Genomic DNA, 12,694 nt, shown 5'->3' on the forward strand with positions numbered 1-12,694 from the left:
ACACCGGTGCACAGAATCGGAGCTCTCGCACGACACGCCGGATGACGGATGCCGCGACCCGGCGTGTCGGCCGAAACCTCCGACGCCGTGCACGCCGACCCCCGGCCGACAGCGGATTCGAGGCATCCGTCCGACCGGGCAGAATGGAGGCGGCGCCGCTCGGCGCATTCGCCCCCACCTGAATCCGGAGTGACATGTCCTGGCTCGTGACCGGAGGCGCCGGCTACATCGGCGCCCACATCGTCCGTGCGCTCGCAGATGCGGGCCTGAACTCCGTCGTGATCGACGACCTCTCGAGCGGGCATGCGTCGTTCGTGCCGGAGGGCGTGCCGTTCGTGCAGGGGTCGATCCTCGACGGCGAACTCGTCGAGCGCACCCTGCGCGAGCACGAGGTCGTGGGCGTCATCCACCTCGCCGGCTTCAAGTACGCCGGGGTCTCGGTGCAGCGTCCGCTGCACACCTACGCGCAGAACGTCGAGGGCACGCGCGTGCTCCTGGCCGCCATGCAGGCGGCGGGTGTCGCGAACCTGGTCTTCTCGTCGTCAGCCGCGGTGTACGGCACCCCCGACGTCCCGCTCGTGACCGAGGACCTGCCCAAGCGCCCGGCCTCGCCCTACGGCGAGTCGAAGCTCATCGGCGAGTGGATCATCCGCGACCAGGCGATCGCGACTGCCGCCTCCGAGCACGCCCTCCGCTACACCGCACTGCGCTACTTCAACGTCGTCGGCTCGGGTGACCCGTCGGTGTACGACACCAGCCCGCACAACCTCTTCCCGCTCGTGTTCGAGGCGCTGCTCGCGGGGAAGACGCCCCGCATCAACGGCGACGACTACGACACCCCCGACGGCACGAACGTGCGCGACTACGTGCACGTCGCCGACATCGCGGCGGCCCACGTCGCGGCCGCTCAGCGCCTGCTGGCGAACCGGCCGATCGAGCCCGCGTACAACCTCGGCTCGCAGAACGGCCTGAGCGTCCGCGAGATCATGAACGCGATGGGCCGCGTCACCGGCATCGACTTCACGCCCGAGATCGCACCCCGCCGGCCCGGTGACCCCGACCGCATCGTCGCCACCGGCGAGCTCGCGGCCCGCGACCTGGACTGGAAGAACCGCTACAGCGTCGACGAGATGGTCCGCACCGGCTGGGAGGCCCGCCAGGCGGCGACCCCCGCTCGGTGAGCGGAGGGCGCTCCGGCGCCGCAGACGAAACGCCTCGACCCCGCGGTCTGCGCCGGGTTCGAGGCGTTTCGACTCGCTTCGCTCGCTCAACGACCGGGGATTGGGGCGGGCGCGGCGCACTCGCTTCGCTCGCTCAACGACCGGGAGTCGGGGCGGGCGCGGCGCACTCGCTTCGCTCGCTCAACGACCGGGAGGTGGGGCGGGCGCGGTGCTCTCGCGCACGACGAGGCGCGTGGGCACGGTCTCGAACGCGGCCGGCGTGCCCGCCTCGATCCCGTCGACGAGGGCCGCGACCGCGCGCGCGCCGAGGGCGTCGAAGTCCTGCCGCACCGTGGTGAGAGGCGGCCGGTAGTCGGCGGCATCCGCCACGTCGTCGAAGCCGACCACGCTCACATCTCCCGGCACGGCGCGCCCCGACTCGGCGACGGCGCGCAGGACCCCCAGCGCCATCTGGTCGTTGGCGGCGAAGACGGCGGTCGCACCGGATTCGAGAAGAGCGGATGCCGCCGCGAAGCCCGACGCGGACGTCCAATCCCCGCGCACCACAGGCGGCACCGACGCGCCGGCTGCCGTCAGCGCCTCGCGCCAGCCGCGCTCGCGCTCGGCGGCGGCGAACGACCCGTCGGGGCCGGCGAGATGGCGTACGATCGCGTGCCCGAGCGCCAGCAGGTGCTCGGTGGCGTGCCGAGCCCCGCCGGCATGGTCGGTCTCGACCACGCCGAAGCGATCGTCGCGCGGGGAGTCGACCACCACGAGCCGCAGCCCCGCGGCGCCGACATCGGCTCCGCGGACGCGGGCCGTCGCCTCGTTGAGCACAATCGCGCCGTCCACGCCCTGCTCTGCGAGTCGCTCGAATGCCGCGGCAACGTCTCCGTCGGCGCCGAGCGTCACCACCGTGAGCGCGTAGCCGCGGGTGGCCGCGGCATCCGCCACCGCCTGCAGCATGCGGGAGTTGCCCACCGAGGCGAGCGTCGACACCACGAGCCCGATGGTCTGCGTGCGGCCGGTGCGCAGGGCCCGCGCGGCACGGTGCGGGCGGTAGCCGAGCTCCGTCATCGCCGCTTCGATGCGCGCGCGGGTCTCGGGGTCGACGCGGGGGCTCGCGTTCACCACCCGCGACACGGTCTGACCGGAGACGCCCGCGCGCTCCGCGACGTCCGCCATCGACACGCGCCTGGCCGTCATGCCCCACCCCGATTCGCTGGGATGCCGTCGATGTCACACCGGGTTGCAGCATCCGTGTTGACGATAACATAGCCGAGTTGGTACCGTGTTGACGTGAACATGCCTCAGGATGACACCGTCGTGTCCGCCCAGGACCTCCCCGCCGAGACGCTCGGCGCGGGAGTGGTGAAGCGCCCGACCCGCCTTGCCGACGGTCGCGAGCTGATCTACTACGACGACCCCGAGACGACGCTCGGCCCCGACCGTGCGGTCGACGCACGCGACCTCGCGCCGCGGCCCGAGACCGCGACGATGCGCCGTGACGTGCTCACCGGGGACTGGGTGTCGGTCGCTGCGGCCCGGCAGAACCGCGCCTTCCTGCCGCCGGCGCACCTCGACCCGCTCTCCCCGCAGACGCCGACCAACCCGTCCGAGATCCCGTCGCTCTACGACGTGGCCGTGTTCGAGAACAAGTCGCCGTCGTTCGGGCCCGCGCTCGCCGTCACGCACGGCGATGCGCCCGCCGGCGTCGACGCTCCCCGTGACCTCGACGACCTCGTCGCGCCCGGTCTCGGCCGCACCCGCACGAGCGTGGGCCGCTGCGAGGTCGTCTGTTTCAGCCCCGAGCACTCGGGCTCGTTCGGCTCGCTCTCGGCGACCCGCGCCCGCACCGTGATCGAGGCGTGGGCGGACCGCACCGCCGCGCTCTCGGCACTGCCGGGGATCGAGCAGGTCTTCCCGTTCGAGAACCGCGGCGAGGCGATCGGCGTCACGCTCCCCCACCCGCACGGGCAGATCTACGCGTACCCGTACATCACCCCGCGCACGACGAGCCTGCTCGCCTCGATCGACCGCGAGGGGCCCGACCTGTTCTCCCGCATCCTCGAGTTCGAGCGCGCCGGCGACCGCGTGATCCTCGAGGGCGAGCACTGGACCGCGTTCGTGCCCTTCGCCGCGCGCTGGCCGATCGAGATCCACCTGCTGCCGCACCGCCACGTCGCGGATTTCGCCGAGACGACCGATGCCGAGCGCGACGAGCTCGCTCCGCTCTATCTGCGGCTGCTCCGCGGCGTCGACGCGCTCTACGACACCCCCACCCCGTACATCGCCGCCTGGCACCAGGCGCCGGTGCACCGCGGCCGCGACAGCGCGCGCCTGCACCTCCAGCTGACGTCGCCGCGCCGCGCGGCAGACAAGCTCAAGTTCCTCGCCGGGTCCGAGGCCGCCATGGGCGCCTGGATCGGCGACGTCCCCCCCGAGACGGCCGCAGCGTCGCTGCGCGACGCCGTCGCATCCATCCCCGAGGAGACCCTGTGACCGCCACCGACATCCGCACCGCCGCCATCGCGCGGGCCCTGTTCGCCGCCCGCTTCGGCGCCGACGCCGTCGGCACCTGGTCGGCGCCCGGGCGGGTGAACCTCATCGGCGAGCACACCGACTACAACGACGGCTTCGTGCTGCCGTTCGCGATCCAGCACCGCACCCACGTCGCGCTCGCCCCGCGGGCCGACGGCGTCTTCCGCGTGCGCGTCGCCTCGACCTTCGACGACGCGACGGTGGAGGTCGCCCTCGACGACCTCGACGAGATCTTCCCCGCGCAGCGTGACGACGTCCCCGAGTGGGCCCGCTACCCCTTGGGCGTCGCCTGGGCGCTGCTCGCGGCATCCGGAACCGATCCGCGGGCCGTCACCGGCGTCGATCTCGCCTTCGCGTCGGACGTGCCGGTGGGCGCGGGCCTGTCGTCGTCCGCGGCGATCGAGGGTGCGACCGCCGTCGCCCTCGCCGACACGTGGGGAATCTCCCTCGACCGCGTGGCGCTCGCGAAGGTCGGGCGTCGCGCCGAGAACGAGGCCGTGGGCGCGCCCACGGGAATCATGGACCAGATGGCGTCACTCCTCGGCCGCGCCGACGCGGCGATCTTCCTGGACTGCCGCTCGCTGGACGCGCAGGTGATCGACCTCGGATTCGCGGACGCCGGCCTCGAGCTCGTGGTCATCGACACCGGTGTGAAGCACTCCCACGCGACGGGCGGCTACGGCGAGCGCCGCGCCGCCTGCGAGCGCGGTGCGGCCGCCCTCGGCGTCCCGGCGCTCCGCGACGTGAGTGTCGACGACCTCCCGCGCCTCGCTGAGCTGGTCGACGACGTCACGTACCGCCGCGTACGCCATGTCGTGACCGAGAACCAGCGCGTGCTCGACACCGTGCGCACGCTCCGCGAGCAGGGCCCGACCGCGATCGGCGACCTCCTCGTCGCGTCGCACGCCTCGATGCGCGACGACTTCGAGATCTCTGTCCCCGAGCTCGACACGGCGGTCGAGGCCGCGCTTGCGGCGGGTGCCGTCGGCGCCCGCATGACCGGCGGCGGCTTCGGCGGCGCCGCGATCGCGCTGGTCGCCCACGACAAGGTGCAGGCCGTGACGGATGCCGCCACCGCCGCCTTCGCGGCCGCCGGCTTCGCCGCTCCCACGATCTTCACAGTCACTCCGTCGGCAGGCGCCGCGCGCGACTGACGGTCTCGCGCCCGGGTTGCTCGCGGGCCCGACGCGTTTCGACTGCGGGCGCCAGAGCGCCCTTCGCTCAACGACCGGGAATTCCGGTCGTCGAGCGAGCGAGTCGAACGCCCCGGGGGATTCCGTTCGTTGAGCGAGCGAGGAACGAGCGAGTCGAAACGCCTGGGCGCGGCGCAGACACCTCGCTCTTGAACGCCGTGTGAACGCTCGTGACGCGCCGGTGCAAGACACTGGCGAGGACGGATGCCGCGGCCTAGCGTCGAACGCAGGGTCGCGGCATCCGTTCGCGATCCGGAAGGAGCGATCGTGGCGTACATCACCGTCGGGGCCGAGAACTCGGTGGACATCGACCTCTACTACACCGACCAGGGACCGACGGACGCCCAGCCCGTCGTGCTGATCCACGGCTTTCCGCTGAACGGCGAGTCGTGGGGCAAGCAGCAGGCGGCGCTGCTGGACGCCGGGTACCGCGTGATCGCGTACGACCGCCGCGGATTCGGCCAGTCGAGCAAGGCCGGCTCGGGGTTCGACTACGACACGTTCGCCGGCGACCTGCATGCGCTCATCGAGGACCTCGACCTCCGCGATGCCGTGCTCGTGGGCTTCTCGATGGGCACGGGCGAGATCGCGCGCTACCTGTCGCGCTACGGCAGCGGCCGCGTCGCGAAGGCGGCGTTCCTCGGCTCGCTCGAACCGTTCCTGCTCATCACGGACGACAACCCCGACGGGGCCGGTCCGCAGGAGTTCTTCGACGGGATCGCGCAGTCCGTGCGCGACGACCGCTACGCCTTCATCGCCGGGTTCTACAAGGACTTCTACAACCTCGACGACACCCTCGGTTCGCGCATCTCGCAGGAGGCGCTCGACGCGAGCATCCAGGTCGCGACCTACGCCGGCAACGCCGCGATCGCCGCTGCGCCACTGACCTGGCCGACGGACTTCCGCGCCGACATCCCCGCCGTCGACGTCCCCGCGCTCATCCTGCACGGCACCGCCGACAACATCCTGCCGATCGACAAGACGGCCCGGCGCTTCAAGGAGCTCCTCCCCGACGCCACGTACGTCGAGATCGAGGGCGCCCCGCACGGCCTGCTGTGGACCCACGGCGCCGAGGTCAACGAGGCGCTGCTCGCCTTCCTCAACAGCTGAGACAGACGACGGGTGCCTCGGCGCCGCGCCCTCGAAGGGCTCGGCGCCGAGGCATCCGGTCGTGGATCAGTCCTGCTGCGGGGCGTTGGCCATCGCGAGGAGGTCGTCGATCATCTCGGGGCCGGCGCCCGCGCCGTCACCGGCGAGCGCGCCCATCATGCCGATGCGGCCGATCGGGAACGACTCCATCATCTTGGACATGTCCACGCCCTCCGGCATGATCGACGCCGCGCTGTCGCCGAGGCCGCCCATCATCTGCGCGATCGCGGCCTGCACCACCGGGCCCGCGACCGGGTGGCTCAGCACCTCGCCCATCGACGACGTGCGCGACAGCGGCAGCGTGAGCACGTCGCCCTCGACAGTCACGGCGACGGACGATCGGATGTCGCGGCTCGACGCCGCGACGTCGACGGTGTACTCGCCGCCCTCGACGACCCAGCGGTCGGCACGGATGTCCCAGTAGGCGAGGTCCTTGCGACGCACGGTCAGCGTCACGACCTGGGTCTCGCCCGGCTCGAGCGCGACCGACGCGAACGCCTTCAGCTCACGGGGCGCGCGCTGCACCGACGATCCGGTCAGCGACGTGTAGACCTGGACGACCTCGCGGCCCGCGCGGTCGCCGGTGTTCGTGACGGCCACGGTCACCTCGACGTCGCCGCTCGCGTCGACCTGCGCCGCAGCATCCGCGTACGAGAACGACGTGTATGACAGACCGTGCCCGAACGGGAACGCGACCTCGAGGCGGCGCGCGTCGTACCAGCGGTAGCCGACGAACAGCCCCTCGCCGTACCGGGTGTGCGAGAACTCGCCCGGGAAGTCGAGGAACGCGGGGGTGTCCTCGAGGCGCGCCGGAATCGTCTCGGTGAGCTTGGCCGACGGGTTGACATCGCCGAACAGCACGTCGGCGGTCGCGCCGCCGCCGGCCTGACCGAGCAGCCAGCCCTCGAGGATCGCCGGCACGCGGTCGGCGAACGGCAGCGAGACGACGCCGCCGTTCGACAGGACCACGACGGTGTTCGGGTTCGCCGCGAGCACCGCGTCGACGAGCTCGAGCTGCGCCGCGGGCAGGTCGATGTCGTCGCGGTCGTAGCCCTCCGACTCCAGTCGGGCGGGCAGGCCCAGGAACAGCAGGGCCGCGTCGGCGACGGATGCTGCGGCCACGGCCTCGTCGCGCAGCGCCGTGGTCTCGTCGGCCGAGACCTCGAGCGCGTTGCTGAAGCCCTGCGCGTACGCGACGTGACCGCTCGCGAGCGCGCGGATCCCATCGAGGGCGGTGTCGAGGCGCGTCGGGTTGATCATCGACGAACCCGCGCCCTGGTAGCGGGGCTTCTCGGCGAACTCGCCGATGACGGCGAGCTTCGCGTCCTTCGCGAGCGGCAGCACGCCGCCGTCGTTCTTGAGCAGCACGATCGAGCGGCCGGCGGCCTCGCGGGCGAGGGCGTGGTGGGCGTCGACGTCGAGCGGTCCTGCCACGGCTCCGGAACCCTCGGTCGCCTTGCGCACGAGGTCCAGCACGCGGCCGGCCGCGACATCCACCACCGACTCGTCCAGCGAGCCGTCCTGCACGGCCGCCACGATCTGCGCGTCGGTGACGCCGTTCGACGACGGCATCTCGAGGTCCATGCCCGCGGCGAGGCCCGGCACGCGCTCGTTGACGGCGCCCCAGTCCGACACCACGAGGCCCTCGAAGCCCCACTCGTCGCGCAGCACCTGGGTGAGCAGCCACGGGTCCTCTGACGCGTACACGCCGTTGATGCGGTTGTACGAGCACATAACGGTCCAGGGCTGGGCGTCCGCGACGACGCGCTGGAACCCGCGCAGGTAGATCTCGCGGAGCGGCCGCGGGTCGACGTCGGACGACGACCGCATGCGGTCGTTCTCCTGGTTGTTGGCGGCGAAGTGCTTGAGCGAGGTGCCCACGCCCTTCGACTGGATGCCCTGGACGATCGCGGCGCCGAGGACGCCCGAGACGATCGGGTCCTCGGAGAGGTACTCGAAGTTGCGGCCGCACAGGGGCGAGCGCTTGATGTTGATGCCGGGTCCGAGCAGCACCGCGACGCCCTCGATCGAGGTCTCGGTGCCGAGCGCCTCACCGACGCGGTGGACGAGGTCGACGTCCCACGACGAGCCGAGGCCCACGGCGGGCGGGAAGCAGGTGGCGGGCACGCTGTCGCCGATGCCGAGGTGGTCGCCGCCCTCGCGCTGCTTGCGCAGGCCGTGCGGGCCATCGGTCACCATGATCGCGGGCACGCCCACGCGCTCGACCGGCTTGGTGTACCAGAAGCTCGCGCCGCTGGTCAGCGACGCCTTCTCTTCGAGGGTGAGTTCCGTGACATCGGGGATGCTCATGGAGGTCCTTCCATGCTGAGGGGTGGCGAGCGCTCGGCGGTGAGCCCGCTCGCGAAAACCTTACGTTATTTGGTTTTGAGAAATCAAGCGATACTCGGGTTTACTTCTCTCATGACAGAGACCGGACCGGGGCGACGCGGCTCCTATGCGAAGGGCGTCGCGAAGCGCGAGGAGATCCTCGCCCGCGCGCTGGACGTCATCGCCCGTGAGGGCTATCGCGGTGCGTCGGTGAAAGAGCTGGCCGATGCCGTGGGCCTCAGCCAGGCCGGACTCCTCCACTACTTCGGCAGCAAGGAGGAGCTCTTCACCGAGATCCTCCGCAAACGCGACGAGCTCGACTCCGTCGGGCAGGGCCTCGGCGGCGACCTCCAGCAGGGTCTCGTCGCGGCCGAGAGCGGCGAGCAGCTCGACATCCGGTCCGGCTACCTCGACATCATCCGCCACAACGCCGACGTCCCCGGCCTCGTGCACCTGTTCGCCCGGCTGTCGGTCGACGCGGCCGATCCCGAGCATCCCGCTCACCAGTTCTTCGTCGCCCGCGGCGAGAGTCTGCGCGGGTTCTTCGCCGCGGCGGTCGCGGCCCAGCAGCGGGCCGGGGAGATCACCGATCGCGTCGATCCCGACACGGTGGCCCGCCTCTTCCAGGCGGTGGCCGACGGCATGCAGGTGCAGTGGATGCTGGAACCCGACGTCGACATGGCCGCTCCGCTGGCGGCGCTGTTCGAGCTTCTCGCGCCCGCGTCACCCGCCCCCGACGAGGGCGACGCCGCGCGCGAGGGCGATTGATCAGATCGCGAGCGGGTCTGCGAGGAGCCGCACGCGGGCGTCGCGCTGCGCACCACGCAGGGCCGCCTCCGCGCCGAGCGCGCTGCCGAGCACCGGCGCGACCGGCAGCACCGGTGCGTGCGCGATGCGAGGCTGGATCGCCCGGAACCTCTCATCGACATCTGCGGCGAGCCCTGCGACGAATCCGCCCAGCACGATGACGTCGGGCGCAACCGTCAGCGCCACGATCTGGAGAGTGCGCGCGATCTCGCGTGCCGCCCCGCGCCACACCGACGCGGCGGGCTCCTCGCCCGTGCGCACCTGCGTCACGAACGCCTCCAGCGCGAGGGTGAGTCCCTCGTCGGCCGCCAGGGCTCCGAGCCCGGAGCGGGCGAGCAGCACGTCGGGACCGGCCACCGTGACGAGGCAGCCGCGCTGGCCGCACGCGCAGCGCTCGCCGTCCGGCACCACGGGCAGATGCCCGAGCGCCGCAGGGAGGACGCGTGCGCCGGAGTCGTCGCCCGCGGCGAGCACGACCGCACCGCCTATTCCCGAGTCGGCCTTGAGATACAGCAGGGTGTCGCCGCCGACGGCCGCGTGCTCGGCGAGCGCCGCGACCTCGGCGTCCGACACCAGCCGGGGCTCGCCGCCCCCGCGCTCGAAAGCGGCGAGGGCCGTCGACCGCGCACGGAGCAGTCCCAGCAGGTCGACCTCGCCCCACGCCAGATCGGTGTCGGCGAGGACGCGGACCGGCGTTCCGCCCACCGGCGCCCACACGACGACGCAGACGTCGGCGATGCGCCGGCCGGCCGCGGCCATGCGGCCGGCGACGTCGTCCAGAGCGTCTGCCAGAACACCCACGATGGCGGCGGGGTCGCCCATCGGCCGCCCGTGACTGCGGGAGGTGCGCGCGAGCTCCTCACCCGCCAGCGTGCCGGCGACCGCCGTCGCGTGGTCGGCGTCGAGCATGGCGATGAGCACACACGGGGCGGAGGCCGCGAGCGCGAGCGTCGTCCGCGGTCGCCCCATCCCCGCCGGGGCGACGACGTCGCTCTCTTCGACGAGGCCGGCATCGATGAGTTCGGCGACGAGTGAGGTCACCGCGCCGCGCGACAGGCCGGTGGCGCCGGCGATGTCGGCACGCGCCTCACCCGCCCCCTCGAGCACGCGCCCCAGCACCAGGCCGAGGTTGTGTCGGCGCACGTCGGGGGTCGCGAGGGGCATGATCGCCATCGTAGGCCGGGCCGGGGCGGTGCACCCCGCCCCGGCCCGGGTCACGGCTGCGTCGCGTAGTGCGTGTCGTTGACCGACTCGACGGTCCAGACTCCGGCCTTGTACGTCAGCAGGTTGACGGCGCCGTTGGCGATCCCCGTCTCGGGAACCCGGTCGATCGCGCCGAGGTCGACGAGCAGGCACGAGATCGACAGCCCGCTCGAGACCACCAGGATCTTGTCGTCACGGTGCTTCGCAGCATCCTTCGCGATCGCATCCAGCGAGCTCAGCATGCGATCCGCGACGTCATCGCAATTCTCGGCGGGAAGCGCCGACACCGGGTTGGTCGCGCCGATCGCATCGGTCAACTGCCCGAGCGTGGGCTCAGGGATCCCCTGCTGGGTGAGATACGCGAAGGCGGCGCCGCCCATGGCGCTCTGCTTCGCCCCCTCCCAGCCGCCGAAGTTCAGCTCGCGCAGGCCCTCGACGCGCGTCGCGGACAGCTTCGAGCCCATGCCCTGCAGCATGCGCGTCGCCGTCTCGTAGTGGCGCACCATGTCGGCCGAGTAGGCGGCGTCCACCTGCCCGATCTCGGCGCCGAGGTTCGTGCCGACGGTCGTCGCGGTCGCACGGCCCGCCGCGGTCAGCGGCGAGTCCGACCAGCCCTGCACGAGGTGCAGCGCGTTGAGAATCGTCTCGCCATGGCGTGTCAGATACACCTGCACGACCGGGTCGCGGTTCGAAGTCGGCGGCGCCGCGGCGGCCGGGACCGTGGTCCAGCCGCCCAGTGCGGCGGCACCCAGCACCGCCACAGCGGCGATCGCAAGACGGGGGATCAATCTGGTCATGTCATCTCCTTCGATCGGACGGGCCAAACGCTAGCGGCATTCGGGATTGGGTCGGCCACCTCGTTGCGCGATCGTTACACATAGTTCAGGTCTTGAACTTTGTGACGGCATGAGCCACACTGATCCCGAATGCCGTTCGCATTTCACCCCCGATCCGCCCCGAGACATCTCGACGAAGAGGAGTCGCCATGACCGCACAGCCCGACCCCGCCCTCGACATCGCGCCCACCGGCCTCATCCGGAGCACACCGCCGGCGCCGGGCGAGCCGCCCGCCAGCCCGCCCGCGCGCAGAGCGCTGCTGCCGAGCATGCTCGTCGCCGCGCTGACGCTGTTCGCCACCTACGGCGGCCTCATCGCGATCCTCCTCCCGACGCAGATCCAGCTGCTGTTCGGCGACGAGCAGAAGGAGGCGAACCTCGCGATCGTCACCACGGTCTCGTTCGTCTTCACGCTCTTCGCCCAGCCGATCGCCGGCGCCTTCAGCGACCGCACGCGCTCGCGGTTCGGCCGTCGCTCACCGTGGATGGTGCTCGGCGCTTTGGTCGGCGGCATCCTGCTCTTCGGAATGGGCTCGCTCACCGACCTCGTCTGGATCACCGTGTTCTGGGTCGTCATCCAGGTCGCACTGAACTTCCTCCAGGCGCCGCTGACCACCATCACCGCGGACCGGTTCCCGCGCTCCCAGCGCGGCGGGGCGAGTGCGATGATCGGGCTCGGCACGCAGCTCGGCATGACCGTCGGCATCATGGTCGCGAGCGCCCTCGCCGCCCAGTTCGGCGTCGCCTACTCCGTGTTCGGCGGAGCTGTGATCGTCGTGACGCTCCTGTTCGTGCTCATCAACCGTGATTGGTCGTCCAAGGACGCCGCCGTCGACCCGTTCCGCTGGGGCGCGTTCTTCCGGAGCTTCTGGGTGAACCCCCGCAGGCACCCCGACTTCTTCTGGGCGTTCACGGCGCGATTCCTGCTGATCCTCGGCTACTTCGTCGTCTCGACCTACCAGCTGTACCTGCTGCAGCAGTACATCGGGTTGTCGCTCGGCGAGGCGCAGGGCGCCGTGCTGACGCTCACGCTCGTCGCGTTCGTGCCCACGCTGCTGGCGATCGCGCTGTCGGGATGGTGGAGCGACAAGGTCGGCCGCCGCAAGGTCTTCATCTACGTCGCATCCGCGATCATGGTCGTCGGGCTCGCGATGCCGCTGATCATGCCGGACATGACGGGCATGATCCTCATGAGCATCATCAACGGCGTCGGCTTCGGCCTGTACATGTCGGTGGACGCCGCGCTCATGACCGAGGTGCTGCCGAGCGAGGGCACCGCCGCGGGCAAAGACCTCGGCATCCTCAACGTCGCCACCAACATCCCGCAGGCGCTCAGCCCGTCGATCGCGCTGCTGATCATCTCGGCGATGGGCGGGTACGCCATGCTGTTCGTGTTCGCGATCGTGTTCGTCATCCTGGCAGCGATCGCCACGGCGCCCATCAAGGGCGTCCGTTAGAGTCCGCGAGAAGGGACCCA

10 protein-coding genes are annotated in these 12,694 nt (G+C 71.5%); 6 read left to right on the forward strand and 4 right to left on the reverse strand.

Going from position 1 to position 12,694, the window contains the following annotated elements; genetic code table 11:
- Positions 1–194 precede the first annotated feature (194 nt).
- Complete coding sequence (gene galE / locus Q9R33_RS12550; protein ID WP_056371721.1) at positions 195–1,181, forward strand: UDP-glucose 4-epimerase GalE; 987 nt, start codon at positions 195–197, stop codon at positions 1,179–1,181.
- 180 nt (positions 1,182–1,361) lie between these two features.
- On the opposite strand, the gene Q9R33_RS12555 is transcribed toward galE, so the two are convergent.
- Positions 1,362–2,366, reverse strand: coding sequence for a LacI family DNA-binding transcriptional regulator (locus tag Q9R33_RS12555; protein ID WP_311293982.1), 1,005 nt, complete (start codon positions 2,364–2,366; stop codon positions 1,362–1,364).
- Positions 2,367–2,465: 99 nt separating this feature from the next.
- Between Q9R33_RS12555 and galT the strand changes: the two genes are divergently transcribed.
- The 3 genes from galT (at position 2,466) to Q9R33_RS12570 (ending at position 6,004) form a co-directional block, all read left to right on the forward strand.
- On the forward strand, positions 2,466–3,662 hold the full coding sequence (gene galT / locus Q9R33_RS12560) for a galactose-1-phosphate uridylyltransferase (RefSeq protein ID WP_056372034.1): 1,197 nt from the start codon (positions 2,466–2,468) through the stop codon (positions 3,660–3,662).
- The gene (gene galK, locus Q9R33_RS12565; RefSeq protein WP_396654104.1) at positions 3,659–4,855 is read left to right on the forward strand and encodes a galactokinase; all 1,197 of its coding nucleotides are present in this window, start codon (positions 3,659–3,661) and stop codon (positions 4,853–4,855) included. Before galT ends, galK begins: the two co-directional genes overlap by 4 nt.
- Before the next feature lie 306 nt (positions 4,856–5,161).
- The gene (locus tag Q9R33_RS12570; protein ID WP_311293983.1) at positions 5,162–6,004 is read left to right on the forward strand and encodes an alpha/beta hydrolase; all 843 of its coding nucleotides are present in this window, start codon (positions 5,162–5,164) and stop codon (positions 6,002–6,004) included.
- Positions 6,005–6,070: 66 nt separating this feature from the next.
- Here the strand turns inward: Q9R33_RS12570 and Q9R33_RS12575 are convergent, their stop codons facing one another.
- The gene (locus tag Q9R33_RS12575) at positions 6,071–8,353 is read right to left on the reverse strand and encodes a glycoside hydrolase family 3 C-terminal domain-containing protein (protein WP_311293984.1); all 2,283 of its coding nucleotides are present in this window, start codon (positions 8,351–8,353) and stop codon (positions 6,071–6,073) included.
- Positions 8,354–8,464: 111 nt separating this feature from the next.
- Here Q9R33_RS12575 and Q9R33_RS12580 point away from each other — a divergent pair, with 111 nt between their 5' ends.
- A complete protein-coding gene (locus tag Q9R33_RS12580) occupies positions 8,465–9,139 on the forward strand; it encodes a helix-turn-helix domain-containing protein (protein ID WP_311293985.1) in 675 nt (224 codons plus the stop codon).
- Here Q9R33_RS12580 and Q9R33_RS12585 read toward each other — a convergent pair whose 3' ends face one another.
- Positions 9,140–10,342, reverse strand: coding sequence for an ROK family protein (locus Q9R33_RS12585; protein ID WP_311293986.1), 1,203 nt, complete (start codon positions 10,340–10,342; stop codon positions 9,140–9,142).
- Between the two features lie 50 nt (positions 10,343–10,392).
- Complete coding sequence (locus tag Q9R33_RS12590; protein ID WP_311293987.1) at positions 10,393–11,178, reverse strand: histidine phosphatase family protein; 786 nt, start codon at positions 11,176–11,178, stop codon at positions 10,393–10,395.
- 188 nt (positions 11,179–11,366) lie between these two features.
- Between Q9R33_RS12590 and Q9R33_RS12595 the strand changes: the two genes are divergently transcribed.
- Positions 11,367–12,674, forward strand: coding sequence for an MFS transporter (locus Q9R33_RS12595; protein ID WP_311293988.1), 1,308 nt, complete (start codon positions 11,367–11,369; stop codon positions 12,672–12,674).
- Positions 12,675–12,694: the final 20 nt, after the last annotated feature.

This window comes from Microbacterium sp. PRC9, from assembly GCF_031844125.1.
Taxonomy (GTDB): Bacteria; Actinomycetota; Actinomycetes; order Actinomycetales; family Microbacteriaceae; genus Microbacterium.

Bases quoted from the DNA above. Each gene is read 5' to 3' on its own strand.
- galE (WP_056371721.1), top strand. From the start codon at position 195: ATGTCCTGGCTCGTGACCGGAGGCGCCGGCTACATCGGCGCCCACATC.
- Q9R33_RS12555 (WP_311293982.1), bottom strand. From the start codon at position 2,366: ATGACGGCCAGGCGCGTGTCGATGGCGGACGTCGCGGAGCGCGCGGGC.
- galT (WP_056372034.1), top strand. From the start codon at position 2,466: ATGCCTCAGGATGACACCGTCGTGTCCGCCCAGGACCTCCCCGCCGAG.
- Q9R33_RS12575 (WP_311293984.1), bottom strand. From the start codon at position 8,353: ATGAGCATCCCCGATGTCACGGAACTCACCCTCGAAGAGAAGGCGTCG.
- Q9R33_RS12580 (WP_311293985.1), top strand. From the start codon at position 8,465: ATGACAGAGACCGGACCGGGGCGACGCGGCTCCTATGCGAAGGGCGTC.
- Q9R33_RS12585 (WP_311293986.1), bottom strand. From the start codon at position 10,342: ATGCCCCTCGCGACCCCCGACGTGCGCCGACACAACCTCGGCCTGGTG.
- Q9R33_RS12590 (WP_311293987.1), bottom strand. From the start codon at position 11,178: ATGACCAGATTGATCCCCCGTCTTGCGATCGCCGCTGTGGCGGTGCTG.
- Q9R33_RS12595 (WP_311293988.1), top strand. From the start codon at position 11,367: ATGACCGCACAGCCCGACCCCGCCCTCGACATCGCGCCCACCGGCCTC.